Genomic DNA, 18,724 nt, shown 5'->3' with positions numbered 1-18,724 from the left:
CGAGCGGAAAGTTGAAAGTTGAAAGTTGAAAATTGAAAGATAAATGAGAAAGTTTATCACCATATTGATTCTGGGACTCCTGAGCACAGTTGTTGCTCTGGGACAGGAGCCTGTGTCTAAGGACACTGCGCCTAAGATTGGTGGTAACGTATATGGCGGCGGCAACAAGGGTAAGGTAAAGGGCAACACCAACGTGACGGTGAAGAACGGTGACCTGAACAACGTCTATGCCGGAGCCCGAATGGCCGACGTGGGAGGCCGTGCCTACGTCAACATCGACGGAGAGGAGGCCTCTGGCGACATCTTCATCACCAATGTCTATGGCGGTAACGATATTGCCGGCACCATCGGCTCATCGACCGTTCCTGTGAAGACGGAAGATAACCCGAGGGGACTGACCGACGTCGTTCCTGAGCCTACAGCCGCAGAGATTACTACTGCAGGAACAAAGGATAAGGCCAAGGAGAACTATAAGAAGGCACATCCTGAGACGAATATCGTCGATGAGACATGGAATGCCTATGTTCGTACCAGCCGCTCATCAAAGGTTGAGTCTGGTGATACTATTGAGAACTACGCCGTTGTCGTCGGCAGTCTGTTTGGCGGCGGCAATGGTGAATATAAATACGAGGAAGACGCCTCCAAGAGAACCAGCGAGACCAAGACTTATGATGTCTATCTGATTCCTAAGAAGGTTGGCGATAAACCGATTGCCACCATCACCGTTGACAAGGACAAGACCTACCTGCCGGTGCTGGGCAAGACCTATCTGGAAATCAAGGGTGGCTGTATAGCCCACCTCTATGGCGGTGGTAACAATGCTACGGTGACGGATAACACCACCATCAGCATCCGCAACGAAAGTCAGGGTCTTAGTACGTTGATTGCCAATTACGCTCAAGCACAGTGGTCATCAGATTCTGAAAAAATTTCAGACTTAGAGTCCGAAGCTGAGCATTCTCTTAAATGGTACGCAGCTAACACCTTTAACTATCTGAAGGAACGAGTTCAGCTGAAGACCTTCCAGGCACACCTTGACAATACCAACTTTAACTTCGCCCGAGTCTATGGTGGTAACAACAAGGCTGACATGGCCATCCGCCCGACATGGAACCTGCAAAAAGGCTTGATTCGTGACCTGTATTCCGGCGGTAACGAAGGTCGAATGACCAGTCCTACGGGTCTGCTGTTGGAAATAGATCCTATACCTTATTATAAAAATGCGCTGTCAGTCTATAACGTCTATGGCGGTTGCCGCCGTTCTGACGTCAGACCGTTGGATTCCTCTGGAGAGGATATCACGGTGGGTAACCTGCCGGGCTATAACTTCCCCACTGGCTTGGCGGCTCGTACACTGGTCAGGGGCGGTCAAATCACCAATGTCTATGGTGGTAACGACATCTCGGGTACGGTCTATGGTGGCAATGCCATAGGTATCTATACCACCGTCTATGGCGATGTCTATGGCGGCGGCAACGGCTCGTATGCCTATACCGATAATGCCGACTTAGGAGCCATGGATTTGTATAAGGACTTCTACTACGATGTTAATAAGATATTGGACAAGTCGGAAGGTTCCACATTTACCCAATTGGAATCAGCCCAAGCCCTCAACAAATTCCGTCCTAATGCCGAGCAGGTGTCTATCCGTTTGAAGGGTAATGGCCCCGGAGCTCAAAGCACCATCATCCACGGTGGCGTATATTGCGGTGGTAACAGTGCATCAATGGACTCAAAGGTTACGAGTCCTATGATGGAAATCAAGTTCGGCTCTCATGTTGTTGCCGATAATGTGTTTCTCGGCAACAACGGTACCAGTATGCTTAACAACGACATTCTGGAGCTTTATGCCGGCCGCGTGAAGGATGGAGCCATTATGAAAGAAACTGACGGTTCTCTTTCTACATCGGGAGGCGATGGCGACTACAGCACCCTTTTCCTGACCAGCTCTGACACCTTTGCCGAGTATATGGACGGCGTGGTGATGACTAAGCTGCCCGACGTTGTGTTCGACGGTGATGCCCAGAGCGATAAGGACACCTACGACGAATTCTCAAGCTATGTGGGTTCGTTCTTCTGTGGTGGTAATGTAGGTAGTATGGCTATTCCTGGCCACAATAGCTATAGCATCAGCCACGGTCTGAACATCTACGACAAGTTCGTGGGTGGTTGTAACAATGCCAACGTTGCTGCTGGCACCTACAACGCAGACTATGAGGGTGGTGTGCTGGGAGCCAAAGACGAGCGTGGCGCCACCAGCTCGACCTTCTTCACCGATACCAAATCAGAAAGTGGCGCCATCAAGGACCGTCTGGAGATTAACCTTGAAAACCTGACCATCACGCCGCTGCGCTGGAACGATAACAATACAGACCTCATCTGGAACACCAACAAGTGGGGGTATCCCTATACCGCTTATAAAACAGGTACGGAGTTGACTGCAGGAACTGTATATTACACCTATACTCCATACGTAGAGCATACGGTACCAACTGGTGGCATTACAGTAACCGCCTCTGATCAATACTATCGAAAGGAAACAGTTGATGACAAGGTCACGTACAGCAGAATTGCTGCCGAGACGGCACTTGCAGCAGGTAGCACGTATTACACCTATGTAGCTAATAACTATACCAAGCATACCGTACCCTCTGGAGGAAGCATTACCGCTGACGGTAGCCAGTATAGCCAAGGCGATGAACAGGACTTCGTCGAAGTCCCGAACAGCCCCATCGACGAAGATGTACGTCTGCTGGGCGGTAACGTTTATGGCGGCTGCTATAACAGTGGTCATGTGAACGGCAACGTGGTCATCAACATCAAGGAGGACGTGCTGAAGAAAGAAAACGTGTTCGGCACAGGCACTGGTATCTATGGTTATCCCGCTTCTGGTGTTGAACTGCTTGACCAGCGCGACGACGTGATGGCTGTAGCCCTGTCAGTATTCGGTGCCGGCTATGGTGAGGATACCGAGATATGGGGCAGCACCACGGTGAACCTGCACAAGGGCTATGCCTTCCAGGTTTACGGCGGTGGTGAGAAAGGTGTCGTAGGCAAGAAGAATAGCGAAGGTAACTATGAGTTCGACCCCCGCTATAGCAGTACTGTGAACCTGAACGGCCGCCCCAGAGCCACCTCAAACGAGGGATATGTTGAAGAACTGGCTGAGACCGAATATATATATGGTGGCGGTAACGAAGGTGACGTCTGCGGCAACACCTATGTGAACCTGGGCAACGGACGTATCTACGATGCCTTCGGTGGTGCCAGCGATGCCAACATTTTGGGACATACCGAGGTGTACATCGGCAGACAGCCCAACGGCAGCGGTGACTATAAGAGCGGCTTCCCCTGGGTTCGAGATATCGTCTATGGCGGTAACGACTTCGGTGGCACTATCGAGGGCCATTACAGAGAGGGCTATGACTTCACCTCTCGCATTGAGAACTACGACCAGAAGAAGGCCATGATTCATGGCTACGACACAGAGCACCCCGATAACGTTCCCGATGTGATCAAGGCGCCTTCTACCTATGTGGAGTATCTGAGAGGCCGTGTAGATACCATCTTCGGTGGTGGTTATGGCTATTATGACTATACCAACACAGATCTCTATGGCGCAGGCTGTTCAATGCCCGTGCAAGAGAGTTCCTTCGTGAATCTCCGTCCTGTTGAGGATGACAATAATGAGGTTCATGGCGTCTTTGGCGGTAGCACCGGCTTCCCCGGCAACCGCGACGGCGACAAGATTCAGGACCGCAGTTATGTGCTTGTCGATATCCCGAATACCTTACCGAACTTCAAGACCACCGAGATTTTCGGTTCCGGCAGTTACAACGGCATGGGTATGAAATATGACTATGCCACATCGACAGCAGCTGGTTTCGACCTCGACAAAGCCTCGTGTATCATTGACCTGCTACACGGCCAGATTGGTAATGTCATCGGTGGTAGTTACAACGAAGGTGTGACCCGTCGTACGGTCATCAATGTGCCCAATGGCTCTACCATCTCGATGTACTCCACCGAGCCCGATACAGATGATGACCCAGGAAAGACCAAGCATCTTAAGAAGTATGGAAACATCTTCGGAGGTGCCTATGGTACCCAGATTCTGCCTCCTTGCGATGTGTATGAGTCGAACGTGAACTACAACAGCTCTACAGCCACCGTGATGGGTTACATCTATGGCGGTAACAACAACGAGCGCCGTACGCTCTATGCCAAGGTCAATATCTACTCACCAGTTTATAAAGACCTGAACACAAAATATACCACCGCGGTGTTTGGTGCCGGTCTGGGTCAGGACACCTGGGCGGAGTATACCGAGGTGAACCTCTGGCCCGGTGCCAGCGTCTATGAGGTCTATGGTGGCGGTATGATGGGCCATGTGCTCAACGACGAGAGTGTACAGAAGTACATGCAGTTGTATAAGGACGGTCCTTCTGACCAGATCGCAAAAGATGATCCATACTGGAATGACGAAAGTAAATGGAGCATTGCTAATGGAGTCCGCATCCCGAATACTGACGAACTGAAAGCAAAATGGGCTGCCGACTGGAAGAATGCCTGGACCTTAGGTAGCTACTTCGTTCCGACTGCAACAGATGGTAGTGGTAAGCTTGCTTACACGGATTATGTCGACAACACAGCCACCAACCTTGCAAACAGTAAGTTGGCACGAACAGCTGATATGGACGACCGCGACTACAGCAACTATTCTTCTGATGAAAAGGCAAAGAGGTTCAAGAAATACGACACCAACGTGATTATCCATGAGGGTGCCACTGTTAGCGGCTATGCCTATGGTGGTGGTTATGGTAAGTCGTCAGCCGCATTGAGTGGCGACGTCTATGGCACCACCTATATTGCCCTGCTCGGCGGTACAGTCAAGAAAGACCTCTATGCCGCAGGAACTTCCGGCTCTATTTACGACCTCTTTGGTGTGGGTACTTACAATGGTGACTCCGAAAGTGAAGATTACAATCCCTATGGCTTCACCGCTTCAGCCAATGTCTATGTCAAGGGCGGTTCGGTACGTAACGTCTATGGCGGCGGCTGGGAAGGTGGTGTAGGCTATCATGCCGGTGACATCAGCACCACCACGGCGCGTGACATCGACGGTGAGACCCACGTGGTCATCGGTGACATCGGTGGAAGTAGCTTCACCAATGGTAAGCCCACCGTTCAGCGTAATGCCTATGGCGGCGGCGAGGGTGGTGCTGTGTTTGGTACTACCAATATCACCGTGAACAACGGTTATATTGGTTATGTGCACCTGAATGCCAACCAGAAGCAGAACGAGATGGGATGGATTATTGATACAGACGAAACCATCGAGGATCACTACGAGGAGAAGATTATCGACGACACCTATAAAGACCAGACCACAGGTGAGTTTATCCCCAACCGCAATCTGGACGATGCTGGTAACGTCTTCGGCGGCGGTTATGTCGATAACAGTAGTGTGGACAAGACTCACGTGAAGATTCTCGGTGGTCATATCCGTAATAGCGCCTTCGGTGGCGGTGAGATTGCAGCCATAGGTCGTGGTGCCATCACTGAGACAAAGCATGGTGAGGACATTGTCCGCACACTGTCAGGTCTCTACCGTCCTGGTAAAACACATATTGAGATGTATGGCGGCCATGTGAATCGCAATGTCTTTGGCGGCGGTCGTGGTTACGACAACCTGGGACGCTATGGTAAGCTGCATGCCGACGGTTGTGTGTTCGGTCAGACCGAGGTACACATCCATGGTGGTGAGATTGGTTCTGCCGCCCGTCTGGACTATGGCGACGGTAACGTCTTCGGCGGTGGTGATATCGGATATGTGTATAGTGCCTATGAGAATGCTGATGGCAGCTTTGGTAAGGGTGTCAGTGTCGGAGTACGTTACAATGCAGGACTCGATCCAAACCATAAGGATTATAACTATCAAGGCTATTATTATAAGCATAAATGGGCCGATGATGCCCAAGTACCTGCCGGTGCCACTATTGACAACGAAGGGTTCTTTACTGAAAAGAATGAAAAAGGTGATGATGAGAGAATGTTCACTGAGGACTGTAAGGTGCTGATTGAGCCACATTGTATGTCGTTTGCCGATTTGTCGTTTACTGGCATCAAATATGCCAAAGGCCAGGAGGTGGCAGAAATTGACTTAGACTATCTGAAATCTTCTGACCAACTTGCAGGTATTGATGCTAATGGCATAGTTACAGCGGCTGACGGCATCACCTTTGACCGTACCTATCTCTCTGGCTCTTATGTTCCCACAGCCGCATTGAACACGCTTGGCAAGAAAAATGCAGACCGCAGATGGGACAACTTAGACCCCTATGGTATCATCATCCACAATGCAGTGTTTGCCGGTGGTAACACGCCTTCTGGTAAGTCAGTCACCAATGCCAACGTCGCCTCTGTGTTTGGTAACGCCACTGCGTCTATCAACGACGTCTATCACCGCGACCTGATTTCACTGGGCACCAACCACCAGGGTGGTCTTTACGGCGATGGAAACCTGACGCTGGTTGACGGCTATCGTGAGTTGAACATTACCAACTACGGTACCGACTACTACTCAATTGCTGAGGAGATCACCATTGATCAGTATAAAGCCCTGCCAGCCCGTGAGGCCGACTATTACGAGTTGAAATTCACCTGTATAGAAAACTGTACAGACAAGGAGGGCACCAACTATAAGAAATCTACTACAGAGGGCAGCACAACCACTAAGGCTTCTACTATCACCTACGATGAACTGCTGACCCTGTTCCTCACAGAAAAGAAAGACAATCAGGGTAATATCATATATGTAGAGGGCACCCAGACACCTGTCATGGTATCTATCAAGTACAATAATATAGATGTTCTTAAGAAAGTTAATGACGAATGGATGCCTAACAGTCGCCTTGTTGATGGTAAAGACAAGCCCTACTTCTGGGAAGAGAGCGGTGTGCTGCCCGTCTATGCCGGTCGTCCTATGAACACCATTCAGCGTGCCGACTTCTGTGGCGTCTGGGGTAGCCGTATGGTGATGCAGGGAGCCCGTGACCGTGTGCCCGACGAGGTAGACCTGACCAACTACACCATCAACCGTGTTCGTGAGGTTTCGCTGAATAAGAAAATCTCCTCTGCCGGTGATGCAGAAGGGACCGAGGCTTACCAGCATGGCAACTACTTCGGTATATATAATATTGTGAACTATCTCGGTGCGCTGTCCAGCGATGTAGACTTCGGTGGCGAAAGCGACACCAACGGTTATGGCGCTATTCGTACCACAGATAATGAAAATACTGAAACGTACGGACCAGACCTTAACCCGACAGGAGCCTCGATTACATTAAAGAGTGATCTCACAGCTGATGATAAAACAAAAACTTTGACCGCTGCCGCAGCCATTCCTGGTGTTACCGTCAGTGGTGAAACAATTACTGCAAACACAGTAGAAGCTTTGTATAAGCTGCGCTCTATTTCCGGTTTGAATATTACTGGCACACCGCTTAACCAGACCTTCTACGACTGGAAGAAATTGCACCACAATGAGCGCAAGCGCAACAACGGTAACAGCCATAACAAGGTGGCCCTGGCTTCAGGCGTATATCTGGAAATCACCACCGAGGAAAGCACTGGCAACGGCCTCTATGAAAAGGTATGGGGTCCCATCACCGGTGTTGTTGAGCTTGACCTGATTAACGTATCAACCGGTATTGGTGGTGGTTTCGTCTATGCCAAGAACATTCACGGTGTGCGCAGCAAGACTGGCCATAAGAACACCACACTGACTGCACTGAATAGCGGTGCTGTCACCCACTGGGACTATGAGTACTCAGAACCTTCCACAACCAGCGATGCTGATGATCCAAATCAGAAGGAATGGGAAACCTCAGGTAACTTTGTACACAGCACCCAGACCATTATCGACGACTGCTATAACATCAGCAACCGCTATTTAGGCACCAACAGGGTGCCTGCCCACTATTGGTATATCAAGGGTTCTGTCTATGTCTACGACCAGTATATCTCAGCCTACACCGGTTCACCCAATGCTTTCAGCGAGGCTGTTGACATCCCGCTGACTATCACGGCAGCATCGCACGGCTCCATGAAGCTGCTTGATGTAAAGCCCAACCGCTATGCCTACTACTCACAGCCTGGCGTGAAGCTCACTGGCGACAAGAAGATTAGCATTGGCGATAAGACCTATAGCCTGAACGATCCTATCAGCTATTGGGATTGGTATCTAATGTCGGCATCCGAGCGTGCTCTGTTTATCGAGAACACCTACGTGAACTGCGTGGCAGTGAACATTGACAACGAGAAGGAGAATGGAGAACCGAAGATTTATGCTCCGGGCACTTACGTCATGACCGAAAGTGAGTTCAACAACTTCGGTACCCATACCTATAAGAATGCAGAAGGCGAGGTTATCGAGGATGCCGACAAGAACACTGCCGACAAAGATTACATCTTCCGTCCTTCTAACGACCTGGGCCACGACACAGGTTACATGCTCACCTATCAGGTGAACAATCCTGGAGCATGGGATACTTGGTACACGCCTAAGACTGGAAACTCTCTTACAGGAAAGATTACCAAGAAGGTATATAACACAGACACCTCCATTGACAAAGACGCCTACGAAGATGGTCCTACCTATCGACTAGACACGTCTAAACTTGAAGGAGCAACCAGTATAGTTCTTGGACAGAGCGACTACAAGGTGGGCGACCTGATTTCAAAGAGCATTGAAGATGCTTATCCTTATACTACAGACACCAAACCTGCTAATCAGGCAGACTTTGAAAAGGCCTATATCATTATCGATGATGTGACAATAACTGAGGGTACAGACAATCGTCATCTGAATCCTGGCGCTACCATCTCTGCCACTCAGAAGTCAAACAACAATCTCACCAATTCTCAGTGTGACGAGGCATACATCTGCACCAAGACCATCCAGCTCAGCAAGACAGACCTTATCTATAGGGATACCAAGATGTCGAAGACTCAGGCTCTGAGCTATCTCACTGGAACAGATGGTGTCAATGCCCAAATGAATGCATTGTATACCGGAGCAAGTGCAATGACAACTGAGGCCATCAAGGCATTAGCGACCTCTGGAGACTTTACATCCGACAAGAAGTCTTCATTGTTGCAATTAGCTAATTTAAGAGATGATTTGACTTCATATCTGGTTCCTGCTTACTATTGTACGAAAGATGGTAAATATGGTGGCAGTAGCTATGGTAAGGACGTGAACTATCGTGGTCTGGAGGCTTGGAGTTCTATGTCAGAGAGCGACCGTGATTATTTCATCTTCAACTACGATGCGCTTGACCTGCTGATAGACCCGACCTATGGTGTCACTAAGACTTCTACTGGCCAGACCGTTCAGGAGGAAGGCAAGAAATACCAGTACGACGGTAATTATACGACATCTTCACAAGTGAAGGATGAGACAACGGGTAATAAAGCCAGATACTCTCTTAACCGAGCTTTGGACTATACCGCCACTTATAAAGGCAGCGAAACAGCCACCTACAATACCATCACATTAAGTCCTAACCACGAGTATACCAGCGAGGAATACGAAAAGCTTCCTAACGAGCAGCGCCACTATGTGGCTATCCATGTAAAGGACGGTAAGTTAGTAGAGGAGACTACTGGTGAGGGCGAAAGTGCTGTTACCACTACTTATTATAAAGTATATGTGGTGAACAACTCCTTCCAGATTGGCAACACACCATACGCTGTTGGTTCAACCATCACTTATGAGACATTCTCTGGTCTGACAGACCAAAGCAACATTACCGTGCTGACCTTCCCAGAAGGAGAGAAGGACAATACCTATTACTATTGCCGTGAGAGCTATGAAGTAGATGATGTGGAAGACGCATATGGTACTGCCGTGACCAATTTGCAAGGATTGAAAGATAGTGATAATAAACTTATTTCTGGTATAACGGGAACTCAGGGTTATGACGCAGATGGTAATAGCGTAAGTATCAAGTCTGAGGCATATACCACCGATGATGTAGTGCCTATCGGTTTGGTTATTAATGCAACAAATTATGATGAACTGGAGGCAAAGAACAAGCAGAAGAACTTCACCTTCCACGGCATCTCGCCCACCGAGACCAGTACGCTGTATGTAAGCCGTGAGAGCAACATCTATAACCTCTCGAAGGATAAGATTATCACCGTCATCTATCAGTACGACTATGAAGAGAGCGACAACTCTGGTAATGTGACACCTGTCAGCGAACGCCATGTGCTGAATATCCACATCAAGTTCGAGAGCGGCGTGCCTGTGGTAGAAGATATCACCAAGCCCGACATCATCCTGCCTGGTGACTTCATCACGATTGGTGAGCCGAACGTGTTGCCGGGTGCCTACGAGGTGACAGGTGGCGGATGGGAGCTGTTTGAGACTCAGCGCGATGCCGAGAGCCATGTCAACGGACGTGACTACAACCCGACGTTCGACCCGCTCTACTGGTATCAGCACGACTGGTATGTGGCCTACTACGCCAAGAGCTATCTGGGCCGCACCTATTCGAATGCCGTGCCTGTCAGTGTGGCTAACTACCACGACCTGGCCAATGTGATGTCGGATGGCAACAAGACTCACCACATGTACATTGACCATGAGGGTGTGAAGCGTGATCCGAAGATTTACATCAACGACTACAGCAAGAGCGGCCAGAATGGTCTCGACCTGCTGAAGGATCTGTTCGATCTGAGTCTGATAACGACCGATAGCAATAATGATGGTTTAGTTGATGATGGCAAGTTTAAGGATCACCACTTACTCGCTAGTCAAGTCAAGGGTGGAGCAAACCTGGACTTCTTCCTCCGTACCGATATCGACCACAGCAAGAAGTGGGTAACCAACCCTGCTTATAACGCTGAAACGAATCCAAGTGTGCCCGAGTTCATCCAAGAAGACAATCCTTGGACGCCTATCGCCTCTGGCAGCGATCCGTGCTTCGAAGGTACGCTTCATGGTGACGGCCACACCATCAGTGGACTCAACCCCGCCACGGGCACAACGGGTTCACTCTTCAACAAACTCTGCGGTAACGTCTATAACCTCGGCGTCATGGGCTCCTTCACAGGTGCCGGCGTTGCCGACACAGGCGACGGCTACGTGGAGAGCTGCTGGGTGAAGACAACAGGAACAACACCATTAAGTACAAAGCCATATCCAGTATTTGGCGACCCAACACGTACCAGCGGCTATCAGGTTGTTAACAGTTACTACTCAGACAGCAACAAAGATTTGTATAACATAGGTACTAACGACCGCGGTACTGCAACACAAATGGCAGACGAGGCCTTCTATAATGGTGAAGTGGCTTACGACCTGAACAACTTCTACCTGCACAAGCGCCATGCTATCCAGCCCTCGGGAACCGTAGACGAAACGAAGTGGGAGGACCGTTATTTCACCGTCAATGAAGATAACACGCTGACATTGCAGCCGTATAAGGTCTATGCTGACGCTCCTACAAAGTGCTCATCAGGACATGGTGGCTTTAAGTATGTCGAGGACCGCTTCGCCAACGAGGACTTCCTCTATGCAGCAGGATCCATCCCGACATCAAAGGATGAACGTTACTATACAGAAACAGTGAAAGATCCTGACACGAATAAGGACGTAGAGAGATCTGGTTACTACCCCATCTATCCGGACGACTACCTGTTCTTCGGACAGAAGCTGACCTATGGTTGGGCTATAGAGGCTCATCAGGATGTGCCGACAGCCGTTGTCAAGGACAACACAGGACGCCTGTCGCAGACCAGCAAAGCCAACCGTGTTTATCGTGCTCCGGCTTACTACCGCAGCAGTAAGATGAATGTGGCTCACTTCAACCCAGATGCCTACCTGGCACAAAAGTCTAAGGATGGCACTAAGGAGGCTCATCCAAACATGACGGCTATCGACTTTGCCGGACATAACAACACCAATGAGGTAACTGGAACATACGTACTAGGTTGGGACAACACCACAAACTGGTTCTACCTGCCGCTGCTCGATGATGATGGTCTGCAGAGCATCGTCAACTGCGACGAGACTCAGAACCTGCTGGTATATGCTCCTCAGGCTACTACCACCAAGACCACCGAGTATGCCAACCAGAAGACATACACCGTGCTGAACGACTACTTCGTTGATCCGGCCTACAGCACCTATTATAAGTATCCTACCAGCTATCGCATCGTGGAAGAGGCTAACACATCGTCTATCCGCGGTCACCTGGTGCAGAACGACTTCACTGCTACCAGCGACCACCTGCTCGTTGATAAGCAGGACTTCAATGCACCGATGGGCTACACATTTGCTTCGAACAAGCGTATGTGGTATCAGCGCACACCGTCTGATGGTGAATTCGTTGACCGCACCAAGGGCTGGCAGGGCATCAGCATCCCGTTCACTGCCGAGTTGGTTACCACCGACCAGAAGGGTGAGATTACCCACTTCTATAGCGGCAGTCGCGAGAGTGAGAACAATACCCACTCTAAGATTGGTCACGAGTACTGGCTCAGAGAGTTCACAGGTATCACCACAAGTGGAGACCCTGAGATTTCTAAGGCCAACTTCACCTATCCAGATGCATCGAGTGGTGACAAGAACTACACCAATACCTTCCTTTGGGATTACTATTACAAGAATGCCAACCAGAAGGATGCCAACAAGGATACATATCAGACCTATTATCAGTCGGCTCACACACACTCTGGCTACCCGTTGCTGCAAGGAAAGACGCCTTACCTCATCGGATTCCCAGGCCAGACCTACTATGAGTTTGACCTGAGTGGTAGCTTCAAGGCACAGCACACTGACACCCCAGAACCCGACAAGCTCGACAAGCAGACCATCACGTTTGCATCGCAGACTGGCATCAGCATCGGTGTGAGCGACAGCGAGATGGGCGGAGTCACTAAGAATGGCTACACCTTCAAGCCCAGCTACATGAACGAAGAGCTGGCTGTTGGCAATTACGTCATGAACAGTGAAAGTAATGCATACAACAAGTTGGATGCCGATGCCGAAACAAATAAGACGAATAAGGTGACGACATCGCTGTATGCCTTCCGTCCTTACTTCGAAAAGGCAACTAACAATTCTCGTGTCACTCGCAGCATCATCTTCTCTAATGATGAGAATAGCGATATGCCACACGAGGAATACAGCGATGGCGACATCGACGATACTGGCAAGCTCATCGTCAAGACCAGCCGCCTGAAGATTGATGTCAAGTCTACCCTGAAGGAGACCGTCAACGTACGCATCCTCACCATGAATGGTATCACCATCAACACCTTCGCCCTCGAGCCGGGCCAGACGGTGGAGACGCGTCTCAGCAATGCTGGTGTTTACATCGTGCAGAGCGCCGACGGCAAGCTGCTGAAGAAGCTCACAGTGAGGTAGTAAGAAATTTAACACAGAACATTTGGAAGATTACGAATAAATAACTAATTTTGCAATTTGGCAATAATAAAATGACACAAGATATGACTGAAAAGTTATTGAGTGAAAGAGATACAGACTGTGAAATAGCACAAGGGAGCAGCCTTAGTGTACTCAAGGTGATGGCAGGCTCTAGGCATACTCTAGGCATACTGAAAGAGTATGGCAAGAGTATGGGTAGAGTATATCTAGAGTATGGCAAGAGTATATCTAGAGTATATCTAGAGTATAGCTGGAGTATGGCTAGAGTATGGCAAGACAGCCCCTTTGTGCGCTGTCAGGCTGCAGTATATTAATAACAGATTACGAAGATATAATACAAGATATGACTGAAAAGTTAATACAAGATATGAACTGCATGAATAGTACTACATACCGTTTTTTGAAGGCACACGTAGAAAAACTTTTTCTCTCACGTAGAAATAAAATTTCCTACGTGTGGGCGCAAATTTTCCCAAACCTCACAGGGGAACAGACCCCGTTTGAGCTTGCAAACTTATTCCCACACTGGGAAAAAAACATTCCCTCGCTGGGAAAAAAATATTCCCACACTGGGAATAATAACAAAGTGACAGAGGGACACTCCCTCTGTGCACTATTCCTTCGCACTCTCGTCGTCATGGTGATGATGGTGATGGGAGCCACGAGTGTTTGGGGTGAGGACCTTTCGGGAGTTTATTATATTGCCAATAAAAGTAATTATAATTCCGGAACATCTATAAATAACTGGTATTGGGTGCCGGCTAAAAATCCGCAGGCAACTCATTATGCCGATGCGTATTTCCATAATCAATACTGTACCACAAATATTAGCGGCAGTAATTACGATTATACGGGCGATAATTATGGCGATCAAGAAAAGCCGTTTGTCACAACTTATAAAACTGGTAAAGTTGATAATTCTATTTGGATAATTACCCCTGATGCTAATGAGACTAGTTATTACAATATCATCCATGCCTCCACAGGTAAATATTTAGTCTATGAACCGCCTTATAAGCAGTTAAAATATCGAAAGTCAGTACACCTTGAAACACTGACTACTCCTGGTAACAATGCTAAATTTACAATTACTGGGACTTTTCCTGGACCTATGGAAATAATGCCGAAAACCGTTGATAGCGATATTGCGGCATATATTTATCTGTCCGTTTCTGGAGGTAATCAAGACCAATATAACGGAACACCAAACAATGATTATTATCGAAAAGGTCTGATTGGTTTGTGGAACAGTAGTACAGATGATTGTAAATGGTATTTTGAGAAAGCGGTTGTCGACAAACCGACCATCACCAATAATTACACTACCACCAATACATTTACTATTACTACAGAGACGGATGCAACCATCTATTATACTACAGATGGAACAACACCTACAACTACAAACTATACAGGAACAGGTACGACATCAGTCAGTCTCGACCAAACGACAACGATGACAGTCATCAAGGCTATTGCCAAAAGATCAACTGACGCCTTCCCTTCTGTGGTGGCCACCTATGAAATTCCTCAATGTGCAAGGCCTGTTATCACTGTCAGTGGCGGTACTGTCACCATCACTTGTGCTACCGCAGGAGCCACAATTCATTATATGACCAATGGTGACCCTGCCACATCTTCATCACCAACTTATACTGTACCATTTGCAAAAGGAGACGCAACAACTATCAGAGCCATTGCTACACATACTGGTTATATCAATTCTAGTGAGGCCACATTTCTGCCTCCCACAGAAGTTACTTCTTCAAATCAAATAACCGATATGAGTGGCAACTATATTCTTGCCAATAGTTTCACGTTATTGGGCTCAATAGGCACATCTGACAATCCTTTCAAAGGAACCATCGATGGTAATTTGGTTACAAGGACATTCAGTTATCCTTTGGTAGCCTATGCAGATGGTGCAACCATTAAGAATGTCATTCTGAAAGATGTTACTATTAGTGGAGATATTGGCGGAGATGATGAAATGAACAACGTCGGTGCTATCTGTAACGAAGCGAAGGGTGACTCACGCATTTATAACTGCGGTGTGTTGGGTACACTCACCGAAACAAAAGATGACCACGGTAATGTTACTGCTATTAGCAGTACCAGTACTATCAGTGGTGACGGCAATGTGGGAAGCATCGTTGGTTTGCTTGATGAAAGATCGCGTGTCATCAACTGCTACAGTTTTGCCATCGTTAGTGGCGGCACCATGGCAGCAGGTATTGTTGGTAATAATGCCCAGGCTTCCACACAAAGCAGTCTCAAGACAATTGTTGTAAACTGCATGTTTTACGGTGATATCACAGGTGGTACGGAGAAGTATCCCGTATATGGTAATAACTCTATCAATAATGATGCCGACGATGGCATCAACCCTTACTGCTACTATCGTAAGGCCGCTACATTCACTCCAACTGGCTATAACCGTTCATGGCCTGCCGAGGAGAAGAATCTGACACGCTTTGAGTACTATCGAAGCATTCTCAATAGCAACAAGAAACTCTGTACATGGTGGGTGAATGGAACAAATGAGACGGTACCGACTGATGTTGACGTGTCTGATGTTGGTATCGCTAAATGGGTACTTGATCCTGCTATAGCGCCTTATCCGATCTTGAAACCGTGGGGAAAATATCCTTCCATTATCAATCCTGACGAAGACAGGCGTGTTAATCCGTCAACCAAACAATGGACTAATAGAGATAATGCGTCCAGTCATTGGGGAAAACATGCGGCTCCTGATACTGAAGGACAGATATTGGGAAGTGTCTCTGTTACTATCAATGCGGGTAGTCATCATTCAGGTACAAAACATCCTACGGGTTCAACCAGTAAATCCATCAATATTACAGCGATGGATACAGAATACAATGATTACTGTTATGGAAAGATACAGTTGCCTTATTATAATGACGTGTTTGGTGATCCTAATGGAGCCGACCACGCAGCAAAGTATGCTGGGAATTATACCGATTGGGTTGTGACAGGCTGGGAGATTTCTGGTGGTAGCGATGCTGTAAACTACAACTTTGCGGACCGCAACAGTTACAATGGTCGTATATACGCTCAAGGTGGATACTTCTATGTTCCTGAAGGCGTGGAGTCTATCACTATCACGGCCCATTGGGGTAAAGCGGTATATTTGGCTAACCGAGGCTATAGTATAGACCGTGTAAAGGTTACTGCAGGAGGCTACAGAAAAGCAGACAGAACAGAATCTACAAATTTTGCTCCTGCTGGCACGGTAGAGAATAAATTCCAAAACGTAGATGTTTATGATGACCTTCAGAATGCTATTAAGGCCCTCGGTACATCTTCTACATATCCAACCGTGTATGACCAAGCCATTGTTTTGATTGGAAACCATCAAGTAAAGAATGGTGGTGATAAAAGCGCTGCAAATAGCATTGGTTATAATTTGGACAGCAAATGGCATCCTTTTACCATTATGAGTGCTGACTTTGATTTTGATAACGAACCAGACTACTGTCTTCAGCTACAGTTCAGAACCAATACAGACCGTCCTGGTATACAGCCTGTGCGTTTCGATTTTCTGCCAGTTGTTGAACTTGGTCTTGCTGTACGTCATGATAAAAATGCATATTCTATCGGTATTTTTGTACCTCAGGGACATTTTGAGATTACGGAAACGTCATTCATGCGTACTACTCAGTTTGAATGGGACTGTGGACAAGATGGAGGCAATAACAGAATTGCAAATGATGTTCCTGTAATTCTCAATGGCGGCGAATTCGATCAGTTGTCCGTAAGATATGGCAACGGAAATAGAACTGGCTATTTCCTTCTCGGAGGACATTTGTGGTTTCACCGTTTTGGTCCTGGAACTCACCCCAATACTGCTGAAACAAATAAGGCAAAAGTCAAGCTTTGTCCTGTCAATGTAATAGGAGGTGATTATCCAGAATTCTATTTATCTGGACTATATAGAGCAGATATTACCCCACGAGACGATCAGGGTGATCCGTTCTGTTTTATTGATGGTGGTAATTTCGGTAAGATATACGGCTCTGGATACGAAAAAATAAATGGTAACGTTACTTTTGAAATAAACCATGCTATTATTGGAGAGTTCTATGGTGGCGGCATTAACGGTTCAAATCCTATCGGAGGAAACATCAAAGTAACTATTGATAACAGCCATGTGGATAAATATTGTGGTGGCCCTGTAGTTGGCAATATGACGGGAAAGACGGTGACCACCGATGCAACAGGTACTACCTTTGGTGTGTTCTATGGTGGCGGAAATGGAGGTAATAGCTATTACAGACAATTACAAAATGACGGTGACCAAGCTTCTAGCCATATTGGTACGTGGGACGGTAGTTGGAACTGGCAAAACTTTAATCCTTTGAATAAAGAAAATGGTGTGACAGCAGCATACGATGACGGAAATACCAACAAAGGATTCCATGCAGAATATGAATTTGAGGTGTTTAATCAATCCAACGGCGTGCCAAATGCGAGTGGCGTAGATCAAATTACTCAGCGTGGCTTTATCAGATGGATTCAGTTTGGAATCACTATTACTGGTAATGTGAAGAGCACGTTGACTGATTGTATTGTGGAGAATAACTTCTATGGTGGAGGTAATCTTGCTACTGTTGACGGAACTGTTACCTCAACGCTTAAGAATACCACCGTCAAAGGCGAAGTCTTTGGTGCAGGATTTTCAGCTACGATTCCTACATTCCAAGTGCATGACAAAGCTAATAAGAGTTTCCCGTCTATTGACAATGCCGGTATCATCACCGATGGTCATATAGAAGATGACGGTAAAGTATATGAGTGGACTAACGACCTGAATGGAATGAGCGAGTCTGAGCGCAAAGCCTCTCCGACATATTCTAAAACTGTTGACAATGAAACAAAATGGTATTGCTATACTTGGAATTCATTGGAAAATCTTGGTGTTGTCACAAAAGCAGTCATTCTTAACTTAACAACCAGTGACACGAATGGAAAAACCACCATCGGTACTGTTGGCGATGACACCACAGGTCATGTATATGGAGGAGGAGATGCGAGTGCTGTGAACAATACAACAAATCCTACTGATGCTTCTACTACTATCAATATTAGTGGTAACACTGAGATACTTGGCAATGTTTATGGCGGTGGAAACAAGGGTGCTGTTTCCGGCAGCACCACGGTAAACATCAAGGAGTGATGGAAGAAGGAAGAATGAAGAGGTAAGAAGTAATTCGGAATACCTAAGAAAACGAATAAACA

At 47.5% G+C, this 18,724-nt stretch carries 2 protein-coding genes; both read left to right on the top strand.

All coding sequences use genetic code 11. The features are described 5' to 3' along the window. Nucleotides 1-43 precede the first annotated feature (43 nt). On the top strand, nucleotides 44-13,441 hold the full coding sequence (locus Q0R57_RS06100) for a T9SS type A sorting domain-containing protein (RefSeq protein ID WP_294744714.1): 13,398 nt from the start codon (nucleotides 44-46) through the stop codon (nucleotides 13,439-13,441). Nucleotides 13,442-13,805: 364 nt separating this feature from the next. Continuing rightward, nucleotides 13,806-18,662 (top strand): chitobiase/beta-hexosaminidase C-terminal domain-containing protein, encoded by a 4,857-nt coding sequence (locus Q0R57_RS06095; RefSeq protein ID WP_294744711.1) that lies wholly within the window; start codon nucleotides 13,806-13,808, stop codon nucleotides 18,660-18,662. The last annotated feature ends 62 nt before the right edge of the window (nucleotides 18,663-18,724 follow it).

The organism is uncultured Prevotella sp., assembly GCF_946407605.1.
Lineage (GTDB): Bacteria > Bacteroidota > Bacteroidia > Bacteroidales > Bacteroidaceae > Prevotella.
The sequence above is the reverse complement of the archived record's forward strand: the minus strand, read 5'-3'. Positions and strand labels throughout refer to the sequence as shown.

Coding starts and splice junctions, on each gene's coding strand:
- Q0R57_RS06095 (WP_294744711.1), top strand. CDS start 13,806: ATGACTGAAAAGTTAATACAAGATATGAACTGCATGAATAGTACTACA.
- Q0R57_RS06100 (WP_294744714.1), top strand. CDS start 44: ATGAGAAAGTTTATCACCATATTGATTCTGGGACTCCTGAGCACAGTT.